The sequence below is a fragment of the Streptomyces acidicola genome, from assembly GCF_009377235.1.
GTDB classification, from domain to species: domain Bacteria; phylum Actinomycetota; class Actinomycetes; order Streptomycetales; family Streptomycetaceae; genus Streptomyces; species Streptomyces acidicola.
Genome location: NZ_VMNX01000105.1, coordinates 1 through 21,207 on the forward strand (window position 1 = coordinate 1; position 21,207 = coordinate 21,207).

Here is a 21,207-nt window from a genome sequence, read left to right on the forward strand (position 1 = left end):
CGGGAGGGGTGGGGCTTGGTGAGGGTTCTTTCACTCTGATGTTTCTTGGGAAAGACCGCGCACGGCACCGGAGCACACGCGGGCGGGCTTCGGTGCCGGTGGCAGGGCGATTTCCGCCCAGATCGTCTTGCGCGGGTACGGTCCGTCCGTGGTGCCCCAGCGGTAGGCCAAGGTCTCGACGAGGAGCAGCCCTCGGCCGGACTCGGCGTCCGGCCCAGCCGCCCCGAGCTGCGGCAGACGGTCGCCCCGGGTGTCGGTGACCTCGATGCGCAGGGCGTCGCCGACGACATAGAGCGTGAGGCGGAAGTCGCGGCCGGGGACCCGGCCGTGGGTGGCGGCGTTGGCCGCGAACTCGGCCACCACGAGGTCCGCCGGGTGCAACGGGAGTCCCCAGGTGCGGAGTTGCTCGGTGGCCAGGAGGCGTGCGAGACGGGCTCCGCGTGGCGTGGAGGACAGCAGCACGCTGAAGTTGCGAGTGGAGTCGTCGAGTTGGGGCGCGGAGCGGGCGGTTTCTTGAATCACGTCACTCAGCGTGGCGGAATCTGCTTACGCTGAACTGTAATCCGGCCTGTACGTACGGTCACCGTCTCGCTGTTGTCCTGTTCTGTCTCGGCTGTCCCGGTGCCGTACGGGTACGGCTGCGCGTTGGAGGTGGGTGGCTATGAGTAACGAAGGTGTGGACGAGGCGGGTTGGGACCTCGAACCGGGGGACGAGAGCGCGCCGTTGGTGGAGGCCGTGGGGCGCCTGGTGAAGTTCTGCAGGGAGGCCGCCGGATTGCGGGCGTCCGATCTCGGCGATGCCCTCGGGTACGGCGAGGACATGGTCCGCAAGATCGAGCGCGGGGCACGGATTCCCCGACCGGAGTTTCTGGACCGAGCGGATGAGCTCCTGAACGCGGGAGGGCATCTCAAGGCGTTCAAGGAGGACATGGAGAAGGCTCGGTATCCGAAGAAGGTGCGGGAGCTGAAGGCGTTGGAGGACCGGGCGGTTGAGGTGCTGCTTTACAGCAACCACAACATCCATGGCCTGTTGCAGACGCCGGAGTACGCGCGGGCGCTGTTCGAGATGAGGCAGCCCGCGTACTCGTCGGACGTGGTGGAGCGGGAGACCGCCGCTCGCATGGCCCGGAAGTCGGTCTTCGAGCGGGAGCCCGCGCCGACGCTCAGCTTTGTGCAGGAACAGGTGACGCTGGAACGCCCTCTCGGTGGGAAAATGGTGCTGCGCGGGCAGCTCGAACACCTCCTGGAGGTGGCGCGGTTGCGCAACGTCACGCTTCAGGTCATGCCGACCGACCGCGAGGAGCACGCCGGAACGCAGGGCCTGATCGAGGTGCTGAAGTTCGCCGACGGCACGGCGGTTGGGCGTTCCGAAGGCGCGTTCAACGGGCGCCCGGTCTCCAACCTCCGGGAGCTTCGTATCCTTGAGCTGCGGTATGGCATGATCCGCGCCCAGGCTCTCACTCCGAGGGAGTCGCTGGCCTTCATCGAGCACGCGCTGGGGAGACTATGAACGCCTCGGAACTCCACTGGTTCAAGAGCAGCTACAGCAGCAGCGGCGAGGCAGGCGACTGCGTCGAAATAGCCAACACCCCCACCACCATCCACATCCGCGACTCCAAGAACACCGAGGGCCCCCGCCTCACCTTCGCCCCCGGTGCCTGGGCCGACTTCGTGTCGTACGCCGCTCTCGGCTAAGGCGTCACGCTCGCCTCGTTGCCGCTCCGCGCGGTGGGGATCGTGCCGTCGGCGACGAGCCCCGCCACCGCGTCGCCGTGGTTGCGGACGAGGTAGTCCATGGCGTGTTCGGTGGTGGACTGGTATTCCAGGTGTTCCCGGTAGAAGCGGAGCCGGGCCTCGCAGTCCTGGAAGAGCTCGCCCCAGGTGCGCACCCAGATCCGGTACGTCGGCTGGTTGAGTGCGCAGCCCGGCGGGTTGTGCGGCTGGTGTGCCAGTTCCCGGAGGGTGTCCGTCATGTCGTTGCCGACGAGCCAGAAGTCCCAGGTGGTGCTGGTATCCCGGAACCTGTCGTCTTTCCGCACAGCCTGTGCGTAGCTGCTGAGCTGCTCGAACTCGGCCGATCCCAGAACGAGTCCGGGGCGCTTGAGTTCGACCACCAGGTGGTGCCGCTCATCGAGCCGGTGCCGCGAGGCGCGCGACAGCATCAGGTCGACGATTCCGCGACGTCCGTCGTCGCGCAGCACCGATGCGCCCGACGGCTCTTCCCGGCCCAGCAGTTGACAGTGCGGCCGCAACACCTCGTTGAGGCTGCGATCGCTTACATGCAGGCTGTACTCCTCGCCGAAGACCCAGCATTCGTTCTCCAGGACTCGGTGGAGTTCCGAGCGCTCCTTGACGCGGTTCCTGGCTTCGGGGTCGAAGACGAGATGCTCCAGGGCCGCGAGGAAGTCGAGCCGGTTCGTCGCCCCCGTCGACGCCTTGACGAGCGCCGACAACGGGGTGCGGTCGAGGAGCCGGTTGAGCTGTTCCCGTTCCTGCTTGGAGAGGCTGAACAGCTCTTCCGCGATGCGCAGGACGTCCGAGGGCTCGTGCGCGAGTACGGAGCGGAGCAGTGCGAAGGCAGTTTTCCGGGTGCCTGTGGACCTGGGGAGGTGGCGGAAGACCGTCGTCGCCACGGCGTCGAAGGTCTCGCGTTCGGCACGCTCACGTGCATCCGTGGGCCGTCCTGCGTAGGGGTAGACGCCCTCCTGCTGCCACTCGGCGACCTGTTCCTGCCGCCGTTCGTCCACCCGCACCCGGAAGTGGGACCGGAGCTTGTCGCGGGCCGCGCCGAGCACCTCGGCCAACGGCCCCTCCGGCGCCCAGTCCGTGAACGCAAGCTCCTCGGAGTCGACCTCGTCGAACCCTGCCCAGCTCAGATGCGCGGTGAACTCGAAGCCAGGGGCCTGGATGCCGGGCTTGAGCTGGGCGCGGGACATGCCCTCGCCGTCGCAGAGGAAGAGGGCGCGGGGGACAGGCCTGCGCCATTCGACGATCTTCAAGCGAGCCGGTTCGCCGGTCCGGCCGGAGGGAGAGGGCAGCACGTAGTCGCGTACGTGCAGTTGTTCCGCCGCGGGGTCGAGCTCCTGGCCGTCGTACTCGATGCGCACGTCCGGATATCTTTCCAGGTATGTGGCGAAGGCCGCGGTAAGCGACGACCTGGCACGGCACTCACCCAGCACATCCAGCTCCTCGCCGCCGAACGCCTCGAAGAGCGTGCCGGCGGGGTCGGCCGTGGGCTCCGGATCGCCGATGTCGAACTCGTTCATGGAGTGCCGGTCCGCCTCGATCACCAGCTGCTGCCGCACCCCCTGAGCCTCGCTGACGCTGGTCCAGCGCACCCGGGTGCCCAGAGCGAAGGCACGCACCCGGCCGCGTCCGTTCTTGCCGTGCAGGGCGCGGCCTTGCTCCGGGGTGCCCTTCGCGCGCTTCTTCCACGAGGCGCCGATGGGACGGAAGTACTCCTCGCAATGCTCGGCGGACATGCCGCTTCCGTCGTCCTGGACGCGGACCCGGTCCACGCCACCGAGGTCGTTGCGCTCCAGTGTGACCACGACACGCTCGGCGTCGGCGTCGAGGGCGTTCCAGATCAGCTCTTCGACGGCGCCGACGGGGTCCCGTAACCGGGCCAGCTCCGCGATGTGCTCCCTGCTGGTCTCCAGTCGCACCTTCACCATGACGTGGCCTTTCTCGCTGTGCGATCCCCATGCTGCGAACCGCGTCTGGGGAGGCCAGTCTGTGTTTCCCTGCCTTGCCGCGCGTGCGGAACCGCAGGGGAATCACTCGCCAGGATGATCAACCAGCGATGATTAGCCAGCAGGGTGCTCCGCGCGCCCCGTACACCCACCCAGACCGCCCCAGGTTTGACCCACGTCACCCTCCGGGTACCCTCTACGCCCCGATTGGCCAGCGCCGCGCCCCGTATGGCAGACTAGCGGGGTTGCTCGGTCGAGTGTTGATGCTGCGCGCCTCCCGCCGGGAGGACTGGAAGCGAGTCCCACAGTACTCGTCGCCCCAACTGCCGTGAGGCAGCGCTGGAGCGGACGTACGGGAATCTTCCGGGAAGTGTGAGCGCGGCACCGGCCAGGCACCCGGTGGGCCTTCGGCGGCGGAAACACGCTGCTCAGCCTCCGGTCCGCGGTTCTGGTAGGGCCGCGCCACCCCGGTAGGGATGTTCGAACAAGGGACATCTGTGTCGGCGGGAGCGCGACACACCCGACCGCGTGGGTCGGAGGAAGTCAAGGGAACACCGGGTTCCGGAGCGTAAAGAGAGACAGGACTACGAAGTAGCCATGGCGGGACAGAAGATCCGCATCCGGCTCAAGGCCTACGACCACGAGGTCATCGACTCCTCGGCGAAGAAGATCGTCGAGACGGTGACCCGCACTGGTGCGTCGGTCGCGGGCCCGGTGCCGCTGCCCACTGAGAAGAACGTGTACTGCGTCATCAAGTCGCCGCACAAGTACAAGGACTCGCGCGAGCACTTCGAGATGCGCACGCACAAGCGCCTGATCGACATTCTCGACCCGACCCCCAAGACCGTTGACTCTCTGATGCGACTCGACCTCCCGGCCGGTGTCGACATCGAGATCAAGCTCTGAGGCTGGTGGGCTGAGAATGGCTAAGCAGATCAAGGGCATCCTGGGCGAGAAGCTCGGCATGACGCAGGTGTGGGACGAGAACAACCGTGTTGTTCCGGTCACCGTCGTCAAGGCCGGCCCCAACGTCGTGACCCAGGTTCGTACCAACGACGTCGACGGCTACGAGTCGGTCCAGATCGCCTTCGGCGAGATCGACCCGCGCAAGGTGAACAAGCCCCTCAAGGGTCACTTCGCCAAGGCCGACGTCACCCCCCGTCGTCACCTCGTCGAGATCCGTACGGCGGACGCCTCCGAGTACACCCTCGGCCAGGAAGTCACCGCCGAGGTCTTCGAGGCCGGCGTGAAGGTCGACGTCACCGGCAAGAGCAAGGGCAAGGGCTTCGCCGGTGTCATGAAGCGCCACAACTTCCGTGGCCTCGGCGCCGGGCACGGCACCCAGCGCAAGCACCGCTCTCCCGGTTCCATCGGTGGCTGCGCCACCCCGGGCCGTGTGTTCAAGGGCCTCCGCATGGCGGGTCGCATGGGCAACGAGCGGGTCACCACCCAGAACCTGACCGTCCACGCCGTTGACGCGGAGAAGGGTCTGCTGCTCATCAAGGGCGCGGTTCCCGGTCCGAACGGCGGCCTCGTCCTGGTCCGCACCGCGGCCAAGGGGGCCTGAGGTAACCGATGAGCACTGTTGACATCCTTTCGCCTGCCGGCGAGAAGGCCGGTACCGTCGAGCTCCCCGCGGAGATCTTCGGTGTGGAGAAGGTCAGCATTCCGCTGATCCACCAGGTCGTCGTCGCGCAGAACGCCGCTGCCCGTCAGGGCACGCACAAGACCAAGACCCGTGGCGAGGTCCGTGGTGGCGGCAAGAAGCCGTACCGCCAGAAGGGCACCGGCCGCGCCCGTCAGGGCTCGACCCGCGCGCCGCAGTTCGCCGGTGGTGGCGTCGTGCACGGCCCGCAGCCGCGTGACTACTCGCAGCGGACCCCGAAGAAGATGAAGGCCGCGGCCCTGCGCCACGCCCTCACCGACCGGGCCCGCGCCAACCGCATTCACGTCGTCACCGGCGTGATCGAGGGCGAGACCCCCTCCACGAAGGCCGCCAAGAGCCTGTTCGGCAAGATCTCGGAGCGCAAGAACCTGCTCCTGGTCGTCGAGCGCGCCGACGAGGCCGCGTGGCTGTCCGCCCGCAACCTGCCCCAGGTCCACATCCTGGAGCCGGGCCAGCTGAACACGTACGACGTGATCGTCTCGGACGACGTGGTCTTCACCAAGGGCGCTCTCGAGTCCTTCGTCGCCGGCCCGCAGAAGGCCAACGACACCGAAGGGAGCGAGGTCTGATGGCTACCCGTCACCCCTCCATCGCCTCGAAGGCCGCCAAGGCCGCCAAGGCCGCGCGCGTCGCCAAGGCGCGCCGCCACGCCACCGAGGGCAAGAACACTGTCGTCACCCCGGCGAGCAAGTCGTACACGGACCCCCGTGACGTCCTGCTGAAGCCGGTCGTGTCGGAGAAGAGCTACGCGCTCCTCGACGAGAACAAATACACGTTCATCGTCGACCCGAACGCCAACAAGACCCAGATCAAGCAGGCCGTCCAGGCGGTCTTCCAGGTCAAGGTCACCGGGGTCAACACGATCAACCGCATTGGCAAGCGCAAGCGCACCAAGACCGGTTTCGGTCAGCGCGCGTCCACCAAGCGCGCGATCGTGACCCTTGCCGAGGGCGACCGTATCGACATCTTCGGCGGTCCGACCTCCTGACGGAGGTCCGGATCGTCCGATATCGGACGAGGACTGAGAAATGGGAATCCGCAAGTACAAGCCGACTACGCCGGGCCGTCGCGGCTCCAGCGTCGCCGACTTCGTCGAGGTCACGCGGTCCACGCCGGAGAAGTCGCTGGTCCGCCCCCTGCACAGCAAGGGCGGCCGTAACAACTCGGGTCGTGTGACTGTCCGCCACCAGGGTGGTGGCCACAAGCGCGCCTACCGCGTGATCGACTTCCGTCGTCACGACAAGGACGGCGTGCCGGCGAAGGTCGCGCACATCGAGTACGACCCCAACCGCACCGCGCGCATCGCGCTCCTGCACTACGCGGACGGCGAGAAGCGCTACATCCTGGCCCCCAAGGGCCTCGGACAGGGCGACCGGATCGAGAACGGTCCCGGCGCCGACATCAAGCCCGGCAACAACCTGGCGCTCCGCAACATCCCGGTCGGTACGACGATCCACTCCGTGGAGCTTCGTCCGGGTGGCGGCGCCAAGTTCGCCCGCTCCGCCGGTGCCTCCGTGCAGCTGCTCGCGAAGGAGGGCCAGATGGCCCACCTCCGCATGCCGTCCGGTGAGATCCGCCTGGTCGACGTGCGCTGCCGCGCCACCGTCGGCGAGGTCGGCAACGCCGAGCAGAGCAACATCAACTGGGGCAAGGCCGGCCGCAAGCGCTGGCTGGGCGTCCGCCCGACCGTTCGCGGTGTGGCGATGAACCCGGTTGACCACCCCCACGGTGGTGGTGAGGGCAAGACCTCCGGTGGTCGCCACCCGGTCAGCCCCTGGGGTCAGAAGGAAGGTCGTACTCGTTCGCCCAAGAAGGCGTCGAACAAGTACATCGTCCGCCGCCGCAAGACGAACAAGAAGCGCTAGGAGCGGGTTTAGATGCCGCGCAGTCTCAAGAAGGGGCCCTTCGTCGACGACCACCTGATCAAGAAGGTGGACGCCCAGAACGAAGCCGGCACCAAGAACGTCATCAAGACCTGGTCCCGTCGCTCCATGATCGTGCCGGCCATGCTCGGCCACACGCTCGCGGTGCACAACGGCAAGACCCACATCCCGGTGTTCGTCACCGAGTCGATGGTCGGCCACAAGCTCGGCGAGTTCTCGCCGACGCGCACCTTCCGGGGCCACGTCAAGGACGACCGGAAGTCGAAGCGCCGCTAGTAGCGGATCGCATTCAGACACGTAAGAAACTGAAGGGACAACCATGGACGCCAGGGCCCAGGCGCGGTACATCCGCGTCACGCCCATGAAGGCCCGCCGTGTGGTGGACCTCATCCGTGGCATGGACGCCACGGAGGCCCAGGCTGTTCTGCGATTCGCTCCGCAGGCAGCCTCCGTGCCGGTCGGCAAGGTGCTCGACAGCGCCATCGCCAACGCCGCGCACAACTACGACCACACGGACGCCACCTCGCTGTTCATCAGCGAGGCGTACGTCGACGAAGGCCCGACCCTGAAGCGGTTCCGTCCGCGTGCCCAGGGCCGTGCCTACCGGATCCGCAAGCGGACCAGCCACATCACCGTGGTCGTCAGCAGCAAGGAAGGAACCCGGTAATGGGCCAGAAGGTAAACCCGCATGGGTTCCGGCTCGGTGTCACGACCGACTTCAAGTCGCGTTGGTACGCCGACAAGCTGTACAAGGACTACGTCAAGGAAGACGTCGCCATCCGTCGGATGATGACGTCCGGCATGGAGCGCGCCGGTATCTCCAAGGTGGAGATCGAGCGCACCCGTGACCGCGTCCGCGTGGACATCCACACCGCGCGTCCGGGCATCGTCATCGGCCGCCGTGGCGCCGAGGCCGACCGCATCCGCGGCGACCTCGAGAAGCTCACGGGCAAGCAGGTCCAGCTGAACATCCTCGAGGTCAAGAACCCCGAGACCGACGCTCAGCTGGTTGCCCAGGCCGTCGCCGAGCAGCTCTCCTCCCGCGTCTCCTTCCGTCGGGCCATGCGCAAGAGCATGCAGTCCGCCATGAAGGCCGGCGCCAAGGGCATCAAGATCCAGTGCGGTGGCCGCCTCGGCGGCGCCGAGATGTCCCGCTCGGAGTTCTACCGCGAGGGCCGTGTGCCCCTGCACACGCTCCGCGCGAACGTGGACTACGGCTTCTTCGAGGCCAAGACGACCTTCGGCCGCATCGGTGTGAAGGTCTGGATCTACAAGGGCGACGTCAAGAACATCGCCGAGGTCCGCGCCGAGAACGCTGCCGCCCGTGCGGGTAACCGCCCGGCGCGTGGCGGTGCCGACCGCCCGGCCCGTGGTGGCCGCGGTGGCGAGCGGCGCGGTCGCAAGCCGCAGCAGGCTGCCGGCGCCGAGGCCCCCAAGGCCGAGGCTCCCGCTGCCGCCGCTCCGGCTGAGAGCACCGGAACGGAGGCCTGACCGACATGCTGATCCCCCGTAGGGTCAAGCACCGCAAGCAGCACCACCCGGGGCGCAGCGGTGCTGCCAAGGGTGGCACGACGGTTGCGTTCGGCGAGTACGGTATCCAGGCGCTGACCCCGGCGTACGTGACGAACCGTCAGATCGAGGCCGCTCGTATCGCCATGACGCGTCACATCAAGCGTGGCGGCAAGGTCTGGATCAACATCTACCCGGACCGTCCCCTCACCAAGAAGCCCGCCGAGACCCGCATGGGTTCCGGTAAGGGTTCTCCGGAGTGGTGGATCGCCAACGTCAAGCCCGGACGCGTGATGTTCGAGCTGTCGTACCCCAACGAGAAGATCGCGCGCGAGGCCCTGACCCGTGCGGCTCACAAGCTGCCGATGAAGTGCAAGATCGTCAAGCGCGAGGCAGGTGAAGCGTGATGTCGGCCGGTACCAAGGCGTCCGAGCTGCGCGAGCTGGGCAACGAGGAGCTTCTCGGGAAGCTCCGCGAGGCCAAGGAAGAGCTGTTCAACCTCCGCTTCCAGGCGGCGACGGGGCAGCTCGAGAACCATGGCCGTCTGAAGGCGGTCCGCAAGGACATCGCGCGGATCTACACCCTGATGCGCGAGCGTGAGCTGGGCATCGAAACGGTGGAGAGCGCCTGATGAGCGAGAGCAACGTGACTGCAGAGAAGACCGAGGCGCGCGGATTCCGCAAGACCCGTGAGGGTCTGGTCGTCAGCGACAAGATGGACAAGACCGTCGTCGTCGCTGTCGAGGACCGGGTGAAGCACGCCCTGTACGGCAAGGTCATCCGCCGTACGAACAAGCTCAAGGCCCACGACGAGCAGAACGCCGCGGGTGTCGGCGACCGCGTCCTCCTCATGGAGACCCGGCCGCTGTCCGCGACGAAGCGCTGGCGCGTCGTCGAGATCCTCGAGAAGGCGAAGTAACAAGCGGGGGCTGAAGCCCCTGCTGACCCCCCGCCAGGAGCCAGGGGTCCGGGCGCAGGTCCGGTGCGGAGTTCCGCGAGGCGACTCGTGGAACCCCGGCCGCCCTGTGACCGGCCCCGCCGGGGCACTGCCCCGGCTCCCGGCGCGGGTTTCCGCCTGTAGAGGCCCAAGTAATTCCTGCGGGAACAACCCGCAGGACAGTTCCGCCAGGCTCTCCGGCCTCAACTCCGGAGGGAACCGGCAGACGATCAGGAGATAGACGTGATCCAGCAGGAGTCGCGACTGCGTGTCGCCGACAACACGGGAGCGAAGGAAATCCTTTGCATCCGTGTGCTCGGTGGCTCCGGTCGCCGCTACGCGGGCATCGGTGACGTCATCGTCGCCACCGTCAAGGACGCGATCCCCGGTGGCAACGTGAAGAAGGGTGACGTCGTCAAGGCGGTCATCGTTCGCACCGTCAAGGAGCGCCGTCGTCCGGACGGCTCGTACATCCGCTTCGACGAGAACGCCGCCGTCATTCTGAAGAACGACGGCGACCCTCGCGGCACCCGCATCTTCGGCCCGGTCGGGCGTGAGCTGCGCGAGAAGAAGTTCATGAAGATCATCTCGCTGGCTCCGGAGGTGCTGTAAGCATGAAGATCAAGAAGGGCGACCTGGTCCAGGTCATCACCGGCAAGGACAAGGGCAAGCAGGGCAAGGTCATCGCGGCCTACCCCCGCGAGGACCGTGTTCTGGTCGAGGGTGTCAACCGGGTCAAGAAGCACACCAAGGCCGGCCCGACCGCCAAGGGTTCGCAGGCCGGTGGCATCGTCACGACCGAGGCGTCGATCCACGTCTCCAACGTCCAGCTGGTCGTTGAGAAGGACGGCAACAAGGTCGTCACGCGTGTCGGTTACCGCTTCGACGACGAGGGCAACAAGATCCGCGTTGCCAAGCGGACGGGTGAGGACATCTGATGGCTACCACCACCACTCCGCGTCTGAAGACGAAGTACCGCGAGGAGATCGCGGGCAAGCTGCGTGACGAGTTCAAGTACGAGAACGTCATGCAGGTCCCCGGCCTCGTCAAGATCGTGGTCAACATGGGTGTGGGCGACGCCGCCCGCGACTCCAAGCTGATCGAGGGCGCCATCCGCGACCTCACCACGATCACCGGTCAGAAGCCGGCCGTCACCAAGGCCCGCAAGTCCATCGCGCAGTTCAAGCTGCGTGAGGGCCAGCCGATCGGTGCCCACGTCACGCTCCGTGGCGACCGCATGTGGGAGTTCCTGGACCGCACCCTGTCGCTCGCGCTCCCGCGCATCCGCGACTTCCGTGGTCTGTCCCCCAAGCAGTTCGACGGCCGTGGCAACTACACCTTCGGTCTCACGGAGCAGGTCATGTTCCACGAGATCGACCAGGACAAGATCGACCGCGTCCGGGGTATGGACATCACCGTGGTCACCACGGCGACCAACGACGCTGAGGGCCGCGCGCTCCTTCGTCACCTCGGCTTCCCCTTCAAGGAGGCGTGAGCGAGATGGCGAAGAAGGCTCTGATCGCGAAGGCTGCTCGCAAGCCCAAGTTCGGCGTGCGTGGCTACACGCGCTGCCAGCGCTGCGGCCGTCCCCACTCCGTGTACCGCAAGTTCGGCCTGTGCCGCGTCTGCCTTCGTGAGATGGCTCACCGTGGCGAGCTGCCGGGCGTGACCAAGAGCTCCTGGTAATCCCAGTAATCAGGGATTCCGGAAGCTCTCGGTAAGTAACGGGCACTGTCAGGGGCCCACCTCTCCATGGCATAGGCTTGGAGGGTTGGGCGCCTGACGCCCATACGACTTACTACGCCGTAGGTCCACCGTGCCGCACCCGCCCCGTCTCGGATCGGGGAGAGGGATGGCACACCAGGAAACCCCGGCGAGAGAGGCCGAAGGCCAATTCATGACCATGACTGATCCGATCGCAGACATGCTTACGCGTCTGCGAAACGCGAACTCGGCGTACCACGACTCCGTGACGATGCCGGCGTCGAAGATCAAGTCTCACATCGCGGAGATCCTCCAGCAGGAGGGCTTCATCACGGGCTGGAAGGTCGAGGACGCCGAGGTCGGCAAGAGCCTCGTCCTGGAGCTGAAGTTCGGCCCCAACCGTGAGCGCTCCATCGCGGGCATCAAGCGCATCTCCAAGCCCGGTCTCCGGGTGTACGCGAAGTCCACCAACCTGCCGAAGGTGCTCGGCGGCCTTGGCGTGGCGATCATCTCCACGTCCCACGGGCTCCTCACCGACAAGCAGGCCGGCAAGAAGGGCGTGGGTGGGGAAGTCCTCGCCTACGTCTGGTAGCAGAAGGGAACGGAGGAAACAGCTATGTCGCGCATCGGCAAGCTCCCCATCGCGGTTCCCGCCGGCGTGGACGTCACCATCGACGGCCGTACGGTCGCGGTCAAGGGCCCCAAGGGCACGCTGACCCACACCGTTGCGGCGCCGATCGACATCGCCAAGGGCGAGGACGGCACCCTGCAGGTGACCCGCCCCAACGACGAGCGTCAGAACAAGGCCCTGCACGGCCTGTCCCGCACGCTGGTGGCGAACATGATCACCGGCGTGACCCAGGGTTACGTGAAGAAGCTCGAGATCAGCGGTGTCGGTTACCGCGTGACCGCGAAGGGCTCGAACCTGGAGTTCGCCCTCGGTTACAGCCACCCGATCACCGTCGAGGCGCCCGAGGGCATCACCTTCAAGGTGGAGGCCCCCACCCGCTTCTCGGTCGAGGGCATCGACAAGCAGAAGGTCGGCGAGGTCGCGGCCAACATCCGCAAGCTCCGCAAGCCCGACCCGTACAAGGCCAAGGGCGTCAAGTACGAGGGCGAAGTCATCCGCCGCAAGGTCGGAAAGGCGGGTAAGTAAGCCATGGCATACGGGCAGAAGATCCTCAAGGGCGACGCCTACAAGCGCGCCGCGATCAAGCGCCGTCACATCCGGATCCGCAAGCGGATCAACGGTACGGCGGAGCGCCCCCGTCTGGTCGTGACCCGTTCCAACCGCCACATCGTGGCGCAGGTGATCGACGACCTGAAGGGTCACACCCTGGCGTCGGCGTCCACCCTGGACTCGTCGGTCCGCGGTGGCGAGGGCGACAAGTCCACGCAGGCCAAGCAGGTCGGCGCCCTGGTCGCCGAGCGTGCCAAGGCCGCCGGTGTCGAGGCCGTCGTGTTCGACCGTGGTGGCAACCAGTACGCCGGGCGCATCGCCGCCCTGGCGGACGCCGCCCGCGAAGCCGGGCTCAAGTTCTGAGCCGCTGTAGCTAGCGGAAAGAGAGAGGTAATCCAATGGCTGGACCCCAGCGCCGCGGTGGCGGTGCCGGTGGCGGCGAGCGGCGGGACCGGAAGGGCCGTGACGGCGGCGCAGCTGCCGCCGAGAAGACCGCGTACGTTGAGCGCGTAGTCGCGATCAACCGCGTCGCCAAGGTTGTGAAGGGTGGTCGTCGCTTCAGCTTCACCGCGCTGGTCGTGGTGGGCGACGGTGACGGCACCGTGGGTGTCGGTTACGGCAAGGCGAAGGAGGTGCCGGCCGCCATCGCCAAGGGCGTTGAGGAGGCCAAGAAGCACTTCTTCAAGGTCCCCCGGATCCAGGGCACCATCCCGCACCCGATCCAGGGTGAGAAGGCTGCCGGCGTCGTGCTGCTCAAGCCCGCGTCCCCCGGTACCGGTGTTATCGCCGGTGGTCCGGTGCGTGCCGTGCTGGAGTGCGCCGGTATCCACGACGTTCTGTCGAAGTCGCTCGGCTCCGACAACGCGATCAACATCGTGCACGCGACCGTTGCGGCCCTGAAGGGTCTGCAGCGTCCCGAGGAGATCGCGGCCCGCCGTGGTCTGCCGCTCGAGGACGTCGCCCCCGCGGCCCTGCTGCGTGCGCGTGCCGGGGCGGGTGTGTGATGGCTCGCCTCAAGGTCACGCAGACGAAGTCGTACATCGGCAGCAAGCAGAACCACCGTGACACCCTGCGCTCCCTTGGCCTCAAGGGCATCAACACGCAGGTCGTCAAGGAGGACCGCCCCGAGTTCCGCGGCATGGTGCACACCGTCCGCCACCTCGTGACGGTCGAGGAGGTCGACTGATCATGGCGGAGCAGAACCCGCTCAAGATCCACAACCTCCGTCCCGCCCCGGGCGCCAAGACCGCCAAGACCCGTGTCGGTCGTGGTGAGGCGTCGAAGGGTAAGACGGCCGGTCGTGGTACCAAGGGTACGAAGGCCCGTTACCAGGTTCCGGAGCGCTTCGAGGGTGGCCAGATGCCGCTCCACATGCGCCTCCCGAAGCTGAAGGGCTTCAAGAACCCGTTCAAGACGGAGTACCAGGTCGTGAACCTGGACAAGCTCTCCGCCCTCTACCCCGAGGGTGGGGAGGTCACCGTTGCCGACCTGGTCGCCAAGGGTGCCGTCCGCAAGAACAGCCTCGTCAAGGTCCTCGGCCAGGGCGAGATCTCCGTGGCGCTGCAGGTGACGGTCGACGCCGTCTCCGGCTCCGCCAAGGAGAAGATCACCGCCGCCGGCGGTACCGTCACCGAGCTCGTCTGACATCACGGCAGGCGTCTTGATGACCTGAACGATCCCACCGGGGATGCCCCACAAAAGGGGTATCCCCGGTTGGTCGTTCCGAGGGGGCAGTCTCGCCGGTAAGGTGGCCTGCACTGCCATCTTTCACAGAGTGCGCCACATGGGGCACCCTGAGCGGCAGTTGGCCGTTACATATTCGTCGAACCTCAAGACCGTCACCCTTGACGCAGTAGCGCGGGGGTCGCAGGAGGCACCGTGCTCACCGCGTTCGCCCGGGCGTTCAGGACGCCCGACCTGCGCAAGAAGCTGCTCTTCACGCTCGGCATCATCGTGCTCTACCGGATCGGTACGCACGTCCCGATCCCGGGCGTGGACTACACAGCCGTCCAGTTCTGCATCGACCAGGCGAACCAGAACCAAGGTTTGTTCGGTCTGGTCAACATGTTCAGCGGCGGCGCGCTGCTCCAGATCACGGTCTTCGCGCTCGGCATCATGCCGTACATCACGGCGAGCATCATTCTGCAGCTGCTGACCGTCGTGATCCCGCGCCTCGAAGCCCTCAAGAAGGAGGGCCAGGCCGGTACGGCGAAGATCACACAGTACACGCGCTACCTCACGGTCGCCCTGGCGATTCTCCAGGGCACGGGTCTGGTGGCCACCGCCCGCAGCGGCTCGCTGTTCTCGAACTGCACCATGGCGAGCTCCATCGTCCCGGACCGCTCGATCTTCACCACGATCACGATGGTGATCGTGATGACCGCCGGTACGGCCGTCGTCATGTGGCTCGGTGAGCTCATCACCGACCGCGGCATCGGCAACGGCATGTCGATCCTGATGTTCATCTCGATCGCCGCCACCTTCCCGTCCGCGCTGTGGGCGATCAAGAAGCAGGGCAACCTGGCGGACGGCTGGATCGAGTTCGGCACCGTCATCGCCGTCGGCCTGGTCATGGTCGCGCTCGTGGTCTTCGTCGAGCAGGCCCAGCGCCGTATCCCGGTGCAGTACGCGAAACGCATGATCGGCCGCCGTTCCTACGGCGGTACCTCGACGTACATCCCGCTGAAGGTGAACCAGGCGGGTGTGATCCCCGTCATCTTCGCCTCGTCGCTGCTCTACATTCCCGCACTGATCGTCCAGTTCTCGAATTCTCAGGCGGGCTGGGCGACGTGGATCCAGCAGAATCTGGCGGACACGGCGGCGCCCGCGCACATCACCCTCTACTTCTTCCTCATCGTTTTCTTCGCCTTCTTCTACGTGGCCATCTCGTTCAACCCCGAGGAAGTCGCGGACAACATGAAGAAGTATGGTGGCTTCATCCCGGGCATCCGGGCTGGTCGGCCGACCGCTGAGTACCTCTCGTACGTGCTCAACCGGATCACTTGGCCGGGCTCGCTGTATCTGGGGCTCATCGCTCTCGTCCCAACGATGGCGTTGGCTGGTTTCGGGGCAAACCAGAACTTCCCGTTCGGCGGAACCAGCATCCTGATCATCGTGGGTGTGGGTCTGGAGACGGTGAAGCAGATCGAGAGCCAGCTTCAGCAGCGCAATTACGAAGGGTTCCTCCGCTGATGCGAATCGTCCTCGTCGGGCCGCCCGGTGCCGGCAAGGGAACGCAGGCCGCGTTCCTTGCCAAGAACCTGTCGATCCCGCACATCTCCACGGGCGACCTCTTCCGTGCGAACATCAGCCAGCAGACGGAGCTCGGCAAACTCGCGAAGTCCTTCATGGACAAGGGCGAGCTGGTGCCGGACGAGGTCACCATCGCGATGGCCAAGGACCGCATGGAGCAGCCGGACGCCGCGAGCGGCTTCCTGCTCGACGGCTTCCCGCGGAACGTCTCGCAGGCCGAGGCGCTGGACGAGATGCTCACCGCCGAGCGCATGAAGCTGGACGCGGTGCTGGACCTGGAGGTCCCCGAGGACGAGGTCGTCAAGCGGATCGCCGGCCGCCGCATCTGCCGGAACGACTCGTCGCACGTCTTCCACGTGTCGTACAAGGCACCGAAGGAGGAGGGCGTCTGCGATGTGTGCGGCGGCGAGCTGTACCAGCGCGACGACGACTCCGAGGAGACCGTGCGCAAGCGGCTGGAGGTCTACCACACGCAGACCGAGCCGATCATCGACTACTACAAGGCCCAGGGCCTGGTGGTGACGATCTCCGCGCTCGGCAAGGTGGAAGAGGTCACCGAGCGCGCGATGGAAGCGTTGAAGCGCGAGGACGACGACAAGTAGTCGAGCTGGTTACTTCGGCCGCGGTGTCCCTCCGGGGAGCCGCGGCCGAAGTGTGCGGGTGGGTGGCGCCGTCTCTGTGGGGTGTCGTCTCTGGGGGCTGCGTCCCCAGACCCCCGCTTTCGGCCTGACCGGCCTCGTCCTCAAGCGCCGGACTGGCTGGGTGTCCGTCCCCCGTATTGTTGAAGGGTCCGTCTTTTCTCCGGTCCAGAAAGGCCGTAGCCCCCATGGTGCAGATCAAGACCCCCGAGCAGATCGCCAAGATGCGCGAGGCTGGGCTGGTCGTCGCCGCCATCCACGCGGCCACCCGTGAGGCGGCCGTGCCGGGTGCCACCACCAAGGACCTCGACGACGTGGCCCGCAAGGTGATCGCCGAATACGGGGCCAAGCCGAACTTCCTGGGCTACGGCGGCTTCCCCGCCACCATCTGCACCTCCGTGAACGAGGTCGTCGTCCACGGCATCCCGAGCGACGAGGTCGTCCTCAAGGACGGCGACATCATCTCGATCGACGCGGGCGCGATCATCGACGGCTGGCACGGGGACGCGGCGTTCACCGCCTTCGTGGGCTCCGGTCACGCTCCGGAGCTCATCGAGCTGTCCCGGGTCACCGAGGAGTCGATGTGGGCCGGCATCGCGGCGATGAAGCAGGGGCACCGGCTCGTGGACGTCTCCAAGGCGATCGAGACGTACATCCGGCGCCAGCCGAAGCCGGGCGGCGGCAAGTACGGGATCGTCGAGGACTACGGCGGGCACGGCATCGGCACCGAGATGCACATGGACCCGCACCTGCTGAACTACGTCGACCGGCGGCGGGGCAAGGGGCCGAAGCTGGTGCCCGGGTTCTGCCTGGCGATCGAGCCCATGGTGTCGCTGGGGACGCCGAGGACCAAGGTGCTGGAAGACGACTGGACCGTCATCACGACGGACGGTACGTGGTCGTCGCACTGGGAACACTCGGTGGCGCTGACGGAGGCGGGGCCGCTCGTGCTCACCGCTCCCGACGGGGGGAAGGCGAAGCTGGCGGAGTACGGGGTCACCGCGGCGCCCGATCCGCTGGCGTAACGGAGCGACTGCCCGCGGCCGCACTCCCCGCACTCTCCCGGCACCCCGGCATAACGATCTCGCTTCGTGGGCAGCCTTCTCGATTCGTGTTTCCGGGAGGGCTGACGTAGACTGACTCGTCGGCTCTCGTGTTCCCGTATGCCCGCATGCGGTCGCCCGGGGCCGATCTAGGTAGTCGATTCGAAGGGCGAAGCGTGGCCAAGAAGCAAGGTGCCATCGAGATCGAGGGCACTGTCGTCGAGTCTCTGCCGAACGCCATGTTCAAGGTCGAGCTCCAGAACGGCCACCAGGTCCTGGCACACATCAGCGGCAAGATGCGTATGCACTACATCCGCATCCTCCCTGACGACCGGGTAGTGGTGGAGCTGTCTCCGTACGACCTGACGCGTGGCCGGATCGTCTACCGCTACAAGTAGATCTTGCCCAGGTCCCGTGTTTCCCGCGGGTCCGCCGGCAACTGACCCGGAGAACCTCACATCCCATGAAGGTCAAGCCGAGCGTCAAGAAGATCTGCGACAAGTGCAGGGTGATCCGCCGTCACGGTCGGGTCATGGTCATCTGCGAGAACCCGCGCCACAAGCAGCGCCAGGGCTGACGCACGATCGATCGCTCCCTCTGCATCGACATCGCAGAGATTCGCGCGACGCGAGCTGAATTTGTTCATACGCAGGGCCCAGGCGCCAGACGGTGCCTGACACCCCCGGTTCGGAGGCCGGGGACCCAGTCCGTACCTAATCTTCGGCTGCATCCTTTGAGCAGCGTGAAGAGGCCGGCGGCTGGGAGGCGGCTCTGTGGAAGACCTCCGAGTATCAACTGGAGCCATTGAATGGCACGCGTTTCCGGTGTTGACATCCCGCGCGACAAGCGCGTGGAGGTCGCCCTCACCTACGTGTTCGGCATCGGCCGGACCCTGTCGCAGCAGACGCTGGCCGAGACCGGCATCAACCCGAACACCCGTGTTCGCGATCTGACCGAGGAAGAGCTCGTCAAGATCCGCGAGTACGTGGACAACCACATCAAGACCGAGGGTGACCTCCGTCGCGAGATCCAGGCCGACATCCGCCGCAAGGTCGAGATCGGCTGCTACCAGGGTCTGCGCCACCGCCGTGGTCTGCCCGTCCGCGGTCAGCGCACCAGCACCAACGCCCGCACTCGCAAGGGCCCGCGTCGCGCCATCGCCGGCAAGAAGAAGCCGGGCAAGAAGTAGTCCGCAGCGGACTCGCCGTCCAGCGGTCTTCGCTGTAGGACCGACCACCTCCCGTAGGAGTTATAGATGCCCCCCAAGGGTCGTCAGGGCGCTGCCAAGAAGGTGCGCCGCAAGGAAAAGAAGAACGTCGCTCACGGCCACGCGCACATCAAGAGCACGTTCAACAACACCATCGTTTCGATCACGGACCCGTCCGGCAACGTGATCTCCTGGGCCTCCGCCGGCCACGTCGGCTTCAAGGGCTCGCGCAAGTCGACCCCCTTCGCCGCGCAGATGGCTGCCGAGTCGGCCGCCCGTCGCGCGCAGGAGCACGGCATGCGCAAGGTCGACGTCTTCGTGAAGGGCCCGGGTTCGGGTCGTGAGACGGCCATCCGTTCGCTGCAGGCGACCGGTCTCGAGGTCGGCTCCATCCAGGACGTCACCCCCACCCCGCACAACGGCTGCCGTCCGCCGAAGCGTCGTCGCGTCTGACGCCTCGGGCACGGTGACTCGGCTTCCTGCTGGGGGTGTGGGGGTTATCCCCCACATGTCGCAGTACGGCTGCCGTCCGCCGAAGCGTCGTCGCGTCTGACGCCTCGGGCTTTCGCGGTTTCCGGGCGGTACGACCCTTTGGGGTCGTATCGCCCGTACCCTTGCAGTACCCGCCCTCTATGGCAGGGGCGGTTCCGTCGGGCGTCATATAGCGGGCGCCCACGACTGAAGGATCTGATCCACACATGCTGATCGCTCAGCGTCCCTCGTTGACCGAAGAGGTCGTCGACGAGTTCCGCTCCCGGTTCGTGATCGAGCCGCTGGAGCCGGGCTTCGGCTACACCCTCGGCAACTCCCTGCGTCGTACGCTCCTGTCGTCGATCCCCGGTGCGGCTGTCACCAGCATCCGGATCGACGGTGTCCTGCACGAGTTCACCACCGTGCCGGGCGTCAAGGAGGACGTCACCGACCTGATCCTCAACATCAAGCAGCTGGTCGTCTCCTCGGAGCACGACGAGCCCGTCGTGATGTACCTGCGCAAGCAGGGCCCGGGTCTGGTCACCGCCGCCGACATCGCGCCCCCGGCCGGTGTCGAGGTGCACAACCCCGACCTCGTCCTCGCCACGCTCAACGGCAAGGGCAAGCTGGAGATGGAGCTGACCGTGGAGCGCGGTCGCGGCTACGTCTCCGCCGTGCAGAACAAGCAGGTCGGCCAGGAGATCGGTCGTATCCCGGTCGACTCGATCTACTCGCCGGTGCTGAAGGTCACGTACAAGGTCGAGGCCACGCGTGTCGAGCAGCGCACCGACTTCGACAAGCTGATCGTCGACGTCGAGACCAAGCAGGCCATGCGTCCGCGTGACGCCATGGCTTCCGCCGGTAAGACCCTGGTCGAGCTGTTCGGTCTCGCCCGCGAGCTGAACATCGACGCCGAGGGCATCGACATGGGTCCGTCGCCGACGGACGCCGCTCTGGCCGCGGATCTGGCGCTGCCGATCGAGGAGCTGGAGCTCACCGTTCGGTCGTACAACTGCCTCAAGCGTGAGGGCATCCACTCCGTGGGTGAGCTCGTCGCCCGCTCCGAGGCCGACCTGCTCGACATTCGTAACTTCGGTGCGAAGTCGATCGACGAGGTCAAGGCGAAGCTGGCCGGAATGGGCCTGGCCCTGAAGGACAGCCCGCCCGGATTCGACCCGACTGCCGCGGCGGACGCCTTTGGCGCGGATGACGATGCGGATGCCGGGTTCGTCGAGACCGAGCAGTACTAAGAGCTCGGGCCTTCCGGTCCGTACTCGGGTGCGGGTGCGCTGTGCTTGATCGCGCAGTTCCCCGCGCCCCTTCCGAGCAGCCCCTTCGGGGCTTGCTCGGATCTTCGACGGGCAACCGCCCGCTCGGATACTGACCCCGGTACCTGACACGGCCGGGGCAGACACACAGGAGAAGAACCATGCCGAAGCCCACCAAGGGTGCCCGTCTGGGCGGCAGTGCCGCGCACGAGAAGCTGCTCCTCGCGAACCTCGCGAAGGCGCTGTTCGAGCACGGCCGTATCACCACCACCGAGGCGAAGGCCCGCCGTCTGCGGCCGTACGCCGAGCGTCTGGTGACCAAGGCGAAGAAGGGCGACCTTCACAACCGCCGTCAGGTGCTCCAGGTGATCACGGACAAGAGCATCGTGCACACGCTCTTCACCGAGATCGGCCCGCGGTACGAGAACCGTCCGGGTGGTTACACCCGTATCACCAAGATCGGTAACCGCCGTGGCGACAACGCGCCCATGGCCGTCATCGAGCTGGTCGAGGCGCTGACGGTTGCGCAGGAGGCGACGGGCGAGGCCGAGGCCGCCACCAAGCGTGCGGTCAAGGAGGCCGAGGAGACCAAGGTCGAGGAGACCAAGGTCGACGTGGCCAAGGCCGACGAGGCTGAGGCTCCCGCTGAGCCCGCCGCGGAAGCGGCTGATGAAAGCGGGAAGGACGCCTGAGGTTGACCTCGCGTCGGAGCGGGTCCGTCCATTGGGGCGGGCCCGCTTTCGCGTTCGCGGGTCCTG

34 protein-coding genes are annotated in these 21,207 nt (G+C 66.6%); 32 read left to right on the forward strand and 2 right to left on the reverse strand.

What is annotated here, in order from left to right; translation table 11 throughout:
* Positions 1 to 30: 30 nt before the first annotated feature.
* On the reverse strand, positions 31 to 522 hold the full coding sequence (locus tag FPZ41_RS25160) for an ATP-binding protein (protein ID WP_322620694.1): 492 nt from the start codon (positions 520 to 522) through the stop codon (positions 31 to 33).
* A gap of 139 nt (positions 523 to 661) precedes the next feature.
* On the opposite strand from FPZ41_RS25160, the gene FPZ41_RS25165 reads away from it, so the two are divergent.
* Positions 662 to 1,510, forward strand: a complete 849-nt coding sequence (locus tag FPZ41_RS25165) for a helix-turn-helix domain-containing protein (protein WP_131564596.1) — start codon at positions 662 to 664, stop codon at positions 1,508 to 1,510.
* On the forward strand, positions 1,507 to 1,695 hold the full coding sequence (locus tag FPZ41_RS25170) for a DUF397 domain-containing protein (protein WP_152865989.1): 189 nt from the start codon (positions 1,507 to 1,509) through the stop codon (positions 1,693 to 1,695). The genes FPZ41_RS25165 and FPZ41_RS25170 overlap by 4 nt, the downstream gene beginning before the upstream one ends.
* On the opposite strand, the gene FPZ41_RS25175 is transcribed toward FPZ41_RS25170, so the two are convergent.
* Positions 1,692 to 3,674 carry an ATP-binding protein gene (locus FPZ41_RS25175; RefSeq protein WP_152865990.1) on the reverse strand — a complete coding sequence of 661 codons (1,983 nt, stop codon included), beginning with the start codon at positions 3,672 to 3,674 and terminating at the stop codon, positions 1,692 to 1,694. The two genes, FPZ41_RS25170 and FPZ41_RS25175, sit on opposite strands and share 4 nt — an antisense overlap.
* A 615-nt stretch (positions 3,675 to 4,289) precedes the next feature.
* Here FPZ41_RS25175 and rpsJ point away from each other — a divergent pair.
* The 30 genes from rpsJ (at position 4,290) to rplQ (ending at position 21,141) form a co-directional block, all read left to right on the forward strand.
* A complete protein-coding gene (gene rpsJ, locus FPZ41_RS25180; protein ID WP_003948644.1) occupies positions 4,290 to 4,598 on the forward strand; it encodes a 30S ribosomal protein S10 in 309 nt (102 codons plus the stop codon).
* A gap of 16 nt (positions 4,599 to 4,614) precedes the next feature.
* Positions 4,615 to 5,259 (forward strand): 50S ribosomal protein L3, encoded by a 645-nt coding sequence (gene rplC, locus FPZ41_RS25185; RefSeq protein WP_030571197.1) that lies wholly within the window; start codon positions 4,615 to 4,617, stop codon positions 5,257 to 5,259.
* 8 nt (positions 5,260 to 5,267) lie between these two features.
* Positions 5,268 to 5,927: a 50S ribosomal protein L4 gene (gene rplD / locus FPZ41_RS25190; protein WP_152865991.1), complete on the forward strand. Its 660-nt coding sequence runs from the start codon at positions 5,268 to 5,270 to the stop codon at positions 5,925 to 5,927.
* Positions 5,927 to 6,346 (forward strand): 50S ribosomal protein L23, encoded by a 420-nt coding sequence (gene rplW, locus FPZ41_RS25195; RefSeq protein ID WP_152865992.1) that lies wholly within the window; start codon positions 5,927 to 5,929, stop codon positions 6,344 to 6,346. The genes rplD and rplW overlap by 1 nt, the downstream gene beginning before the upstream one ends.
* Before the next feature lie 40 nt (positions 6,347 to 6,386).
* Positions 6,387 to 7,223, forward strand: coding sequence for a 50S ribosomal protein L2 (gene rplB / locus FPZ41_RS25200; protein WP_131564585.1), 837 nt, complete (start codon positions 6,387 to 6,389; stop codon positions 7,221 to 7,223).
* Positions 7,224 to 7,235: 12 nt separating this feature from the next.
* Positions 7,236 to 7,517 (forward strand): 30S ribosomal protein S19, encoded by a 282-nt coding sequence (gene rpsS / locus FPZ41_RS25205; protein ID WP_003992359.1) that lies wholly within the window; start codon positions 7,236 to 7,238, stop codon positions 7,515 to 7,517.
* Positions 7,518 to 7,560: 43 nt separating this feature from the next.
* Positions 7,561 to 7,908 (forward strand): 50S ribosomal protein L22, encoded by a 348-nt coding sequence (rplV, locus tag FPZ41_RS25210; RefSeq protein ID WP_131564583.1) that lies wholly within the window; start codon positions 7,561 to 7,563, stop codon positions 7,906 to 7,908.
* Positions 7,908 to 8,732 carry a 30S ribosomal protein S3 gene (gene rpsC, locus FPZ41_RS25215; RefSeq protein WP_010036723.1) on the forward strand — a complete coding sequence of 275 codons (825 nt, stop codon included), beginning with the start codon at positions 7,908 to 7,910 and terminating at the stop codon, positions 8,730 to 8,732. The genes rplV and rpsC overlap by 1 nt, the downstream gene beginning before the upstream one ends.
* A 5-nt stretch (positions 8,733 to 8,737) precedes the next feature.
* On the forward strand, positions 8,738 to 9,157 hold the full coding sequence (gene rplP, locus FPZ41_RS25220) for a 50S ribosomal protein L16 (protein ID WP_152865993.1): 420 nt from the start codon (positions 8,738 to 8,740) through the stop codon (positions 9,155 to 9,157).
* Positions 9,157 to 9,381, forward strand: coding sequence for a 50S ribosomal protein L29 (rpmC, locus tag FPZ41_RS25225; RefSeq protein WP_030174543.1), 225 nt, complete (start codon positions 9,157 to 9,159; stop codon positions 9,379 to 9,381). The genes rplP and rpmC overlap by 1 nt, the downstream gene beginning before the upstream one ends.
* The gene (gene rpsQ, locus FPZ41_RS25230; RefSeq protein WP_131564577.1) at positions 9,381 to 9,668 is read left to right on the forward strand and encodes a 30S ribosomal protein S17; all 288 of its coding nucleotides are present in this window, start codon (positions 9,381 to 9,383) and stop codon (positions 9,666 to 9,668) included. Before rpmC ends, rpsQ begins: the two co-directional genes overlap by 1 nt.
* A gap of 261 nt (positions 9,669 to 9,929) precedes the next feature.
* A complete protein-coding gene (rplN, locus tag FPZ41_RS25235; RefSeq protein WP_003998823.1) occupies positions 9,930 to 10,298 on the forward strand; it encodes a 50S ribosomal protein L14 in 369 nt (122 codons plus the stop codon).
* A gap of 2 nt (positions 10,299 to 10,300) precedes the next feature.
* On the forward strand, positions 10,301 to 10,624 hold the full coding sequence (gene rplX / locus FPZ41_RS25240; protein WP_131564574.1) for a 50S ribosomal protein L24: 324 nt from the start codon (positions 10,301 to 10,303) through the stop codon (positions 10,622 to 10,624).
* Positions 10,624 to 11,181: a 50S ribosomal protein L5 gene (gene rplE / locus FPZ41_RS25245; RefSeq protein WP_053661885.1), complete on the forward strand. Its 558-nt coding sequence runs from the start codon at positions 10,624 to 10,626 to the stop codon at positions 11,179 to 11,181. Before rplX ends, rplE begins: the two co-directional genes overlap by 1 nt.
* A gap of 5 nt (positions 11,182 to 11,186) precedes the next feature.
* Entirely contained in the window at positions 11,187 to 11,372 is a 186-nt protein-coding gene (locus FPZ41_RS25250) for a type Z 30S ribosomal protein S14 (protein WP_003948630.1), read from the forward strand.
* A 211-nt stretch (positions 11,373 to 11,583) separates the two neighbouring features.
* Positions 11,584 to 11,982 carry a 30S ribosomal protein S8 gene (gene rpsH, locus FPZ41_RS25260; protein WP_131564570.1) on the forward strand — a complete coding sequence of 133 codons (399 nt, stop codon included), beginning with the start codon at positions 11,584 to 11,586 and terminating at the stop codon, positions 11,980 to 11,982.
* Positions 11,983 to 12,006: 24 nt separating this feature from the next.
* Positions 12,007 to 12,546 (forward strand): 50S ribosomal protein L6, encoded by a 540-nt coding sequence (rplF, locus tag FPZ41_RS25265; protein ID WP_131564568.1) that lies wholly within the window; start codon positions 12,007 to 12,009, stop codon positions 12,544 to 12,546.
* A gap of 3 nt (positions 12,547 to 12,549) precedes the next feature.
* On the forward strand, positions 12,550 to 12,933 hold the full coding sequence (gene rplR, locus FPZ41_RS25270) for a 50S ribosomal protein L18 (RefSeq protein ID WP_152865994.1): 384 nt from the start codon (positions 12,550 to 12,552) through the stop codon (positions 12,931 to 12,933).
* Between the two features lie 35 nt (positions 12,934 to 12,968).
* Positions 12,969 to 13,574, forward strand: coding sequence for a 30S ribosomal protein S5 (gene rpsE / locus FPZ41_RS25275; RefSeq protein ID WP_030860989.1), 606 nt, complete (start codon positions 12,969 to 12,971; stop codon positions 13,572 to 13,574).
* A complete protein-coding gene (gene rpmD / locus FPZ41_RS25280; RefSeq protein WP_055553514.1) occupies positions 13,574 to 13,756 on the forward strand; it encodes a 50S ribosomal protein L30 in 183 nt (60 codons plus the stop codon). The genes rpsE and rpmD overlap by 1 nt, the downstream gene beginning before the upstream one ends.
* Before the next feature lie 2 nt (positions 13,757 to 13,758).
* On the forward strand, positions 13,759 to 14,214 hold the full coding sequence (gene rplO, locus FPZ41_RS25285; protein WP_131564564.1) for a 50S ribosomal protein L15: 456 nt from the start codon (positions 13,759 to 13,761) through the stop codon (positions 14,212 to 14,214).
* Positions 14,215 to 14,448: 234 nt separating this feature from the next.
* Positions 14,449 to 15,762 (forward strand): preprotein translocase subunit SecY, encoded by a 1,314-nt coding sequence (secY, locus tag FPZ41_RS25290; RefSeq protein WP_322620695.1) that lies wholly within the window; start codon positions 14,449 to 14,451, stop codon positions 15,760 to 15,762.
* Entirely contained in the window at positions 15,762 to 16,424 is a 663-nt protein-coding gene (locus tag FPZ41_RS25295) for an adenylate kinase (RefSeq protein WP_152865995.1), read from the forward strand. The genes secY and FPZ41_RS25295 overlap by 1 nt, the downstream gene beginning before the upstream one ends.
* 224 nt (positions 16,425 to 16,648) lie before the next feature.
* Positions 16,649 to 17,485, forward strand: a complete 837-nt coding sequence (map, locus tag FPZ41_RS25300) for a type I methionyl aminopeptidase (protein ID WP_152865996.1) — start codon at positions 16,649 to 16,651, stop codon at positions 17,483 to 17,485.
* A 194-nt stretch (positions 17,486 to 17,679) separates the two neighbouring features.
* A complete protein-coding gene (infA, locus tag FPZ41_RS25305; RefSeq protein WP_003948620.1) occupies positions 17,680 to 17,901 on the forward strand; it encodes a translation initiation factor IF-1 in 222 nt (73 codons plus the stop codon).
* Between the two features lie 65 nt (positions 17,902 to 17,966).
* On the forward strand, positions 17,967 to 18,080 hold the full coding sequence (gene rpmJ, locus FPZ41_RS25310; protein ID WP_003998809.1) for a 50S ribosomal protein L36: 114 nt from the start codon (positions 17,967 to 17,969) through the stop codon (positions 18,078 to 18,080).
* A gap of 231 nt (positions 18,081 to 18,311) precedes the next feature.
* Complete coding sequence (gene rpsM, locus FPZ41_RS25315) at positions 18,312 to 18,692, forward strand: 30S ribosomal protein S13 (protein WP_152865998.1); 381 nt, start codon at positions 18,312 to 18,314, stop codon at positions 18,690 to 18,692.
* 66 nt (positions 18,693 to 18,758) lie between these two features.
* A complete protein-coding gene (gene rpsK, locus FPZ41_RS25320; RefSeq protein ID WP_003956432.1) occupies positions 18,759 to 19,163 on the forward strand; it encodes a 30S ribosomal protein S11 in 405 nt (134 codons plus the stop codon).
* Between the two features lie 245 nt (positions 19,164 to 19,408).
* Positions 19,409 to 20,431, forward strand: a complete 1,023-nt coding sequence (locus FPZ41_RS25325) for a DNA-directed RNA polymerase subunit alpha (protein ID WP_003966937.1) — start codon at positions 19,409 to 19,411, stop codon at positions 20,429 to 20,431.
* 179 nt (positions 20,432 to 20,610) lie between these two features.
* Positions 20,611 to 21,141, forward strand: coding sequence for a 50S ribosomal protein L17 (rplQ, locus tag FPZ41_RS25330; protein WP_152865999.1), 531 nt, complete (start codon positions 20,611 to 20,613; stop codon positions 21,139 to 21,141).
* Positions 21,142 to 21,207 lie beyond the last annotated feature (66 nt).

Excerpts from the sequence above, each read along its gene's own strand:
- FPZ41_RS25165 (WP_131564596.1), top strand. The coding sequence starts at position 662 with ATGAGTAACGAAGGTGTGGACGAGGCGGGTTGGGACCTCGAACCGGGG.
- FPZ41_RS25170 (WP_152865989.1), top strand. The coding sequence starts at position 1,507 with ATGAACGCCTCGGAACTCCACTGGTTCAAGAGCAGCTACAGCAGCAGC.
- FPZ41_RS25175 (WP_152865990.1), bottom strand. The coding sequence starts at position 3,674 with ATGGTGAAGGTGCGACTGGAGACCAGCAGGGAGCACATCGCGGAGCTG.
- rpsJ (WP_003948644.1), top strand. The coding sequence starts at position 4,290 with ATGGCGGGACAGAAGATCCGCATCCGGCTCAAGGCCTACGACCACGAG.
- rplC (WP_030571197.1), top strand. The coding sequence starts at position 4,615 with ATGGCTAAGCAGATCAAGGGCATCCTGGGCGAGAAGCTCGGCATGACG.
- rplD (WP_152865991.1), top strand. The coding sequence starts at position 5,268 with ATGAGCACTGTTGACATCCTTTCGCCTGCCGGCGAGAAGGCCGGTACC.
- rplW (WP_152865992.1), top strand. The coding sequence starts at position 5,927 with ATGGCTACCCGTCACCCCTCCATCGCCTCGAAGGCCGCCAAGGCCGCC.
- rplB (WP_131564585.1), top strand. The coding sequence starts at position 6,387 with ATGGGAATCCGCAAGTACAAGCCGACTACGCCGGGCCGTCGCGGCTCC.
- rpsS (WP_003992359.1), top strand. The coding sequence starts at position 7,236 with ATGCCGCGCAGTCTCAAGAAGGGGCCCTTCGTCGACGACCACCTGATC.
- rplV (WP_131564583.1), top strand. The coding sequence starts at position 7,561 with ATGGACGCCAGGGCCCAGGCGCGGTACATCCGCGTCACGCCCATGAAG.
- rpsC (WP_010036723.1), top strand. The coding sequence starts at position 7,908 with ATGGGCCAGAAGGTAAACCCGCATGGGTTCCGGCTCGGTGTCACGACC.
- rplP (WP_152865993.1), top strand. The coding sequence starts at position 8,738 with ATGCTGATCCCCCGTAGGGTCAAGCACCGCAAGCAGCACCACCCGGGG.
- rpmC (WP_030174543.1), top strand. The coding sequence starts at position 9,157 with ATGTCGGCCGGTACCAAGGCGTCCGAGCTGCGCGAGCTGGGCAACGAG.
- rpsQ (WP_131564577.1), top strand. The coding sequence starts at position 9,381 with ATGAGCGAGAGCAACGTGACTGCAGAGAAGACCGAGGCGCGCGGATTC.
- rplX (WP_131564574.1), top strand. The coding sequence starts at position 10,301 with ATGAAGATCAAGAAGGGCGACCTGGTCCAGGTCATCACCGGCAAGGAC.
- rplE (WP_053661885.1), top strand. The coding sequence starts at position 10,624 with ATGGCTACCACCACCACTCCGCGTCTGAAGACGAAGTACCGCGAGGAG.
- FPZ41_RS25250 (WP_003948630.1), top strand. The coding sequence starts at position 11,187 with ATGGCGAAGAAGGCTCTGATCGCGAAGGCTGCTCGCAAGCCCAAGTTC.
- rpsH (WP_131564570.1), top strand. The coding sequence starts at position 11,584 with ATGACCATGACTGATCCGATCGCAGACATGCTTACGCGTCTGCGAAAC.
- rplF (WP_131564568.1), top strand. The coding sequence starts at position 12,007 with ATGTCGCGCATCGGCAAGCTCCCCATCGCGGTTCCCGCCGGCGTGGAC.
- rplR (WP_152865994.1), top strand. The coding sequence starts at position 12,550 with ATGGCATACGGGCAGAAGATCCTCAAGGGCGACGCCTACAAGCGCGCC.
- rpsE (WP_030860989.1), top strand. The coding sequence starts at position 12,969 with ATGGCTGGACCCCAGCGCCGCGGTGGCGGTGCCGGTGGCGGCGAGCGG.
- rpmD (WP_055553514.1), top strand. The coding sequence starts at position 13,574 with ATGGCTCGCCTCAAGGTCACGCAGACGAAGTCGTACATCGGCAGCAAG.
- rplO (WP_131564564.1), top strand. The coding sequence starts at position 13,759 with ATGGCGGAGCAGAACCCGCTCAAGATCCACAACCTCCGTCCCGCCCCG.
- FPZ41_RS25295 (WP_152865995.1), top strand. The coding sequence starts at position 15,762 with ATGCGAATCGTCCTCGTCGGGCCGCCCGGTGCCGGCAAGGGAACGCAG.
- map (WP_152865996.1), top strand. The coding sequence starts at position 16,649 with ATGGTGCAGATCAAGACCCCCGAGCAGATCGCCAAGATGCGCGAGGCT.
- rpmJ (WP_003998809.1), top strand. The coding sequence starts at position 17,967 with ATGAAGGTCAAGCCGAGCGTCAAGAAGATCTGCGACAAGTGCAGGGTG.
- rpsM (WP_152865998.1), top strand. The coding sequence starts at position 18,312 with ATGGCACGCGTTTCCGGTGTTGACATCCCGCGCGACAAGCGCGTGGAG.
- rpsK (WP_003956432.1), top strand. The coding sequence starts at position 18,759 with ATGCCCCCCAAGGGTCGTCAGGGCGCTGCCAAGAAGGTGCGCCGCAAG.
- FPZ41_RS25325 (WP_003966937.1), top strand. The coding sequence starts at position 19,409 with ATGCTGATCGCTCAGCGTCCCTCGTTGACCGAAGAGGTCGTCGACGAG.
- rplQ (WP_152865999.1), top strand. The coding sequence starts at position 20,611 with ATGCCGAAGCCCACCAAGGGTGCCCGTCTGGGCGGCAGTGCCGCGCAC.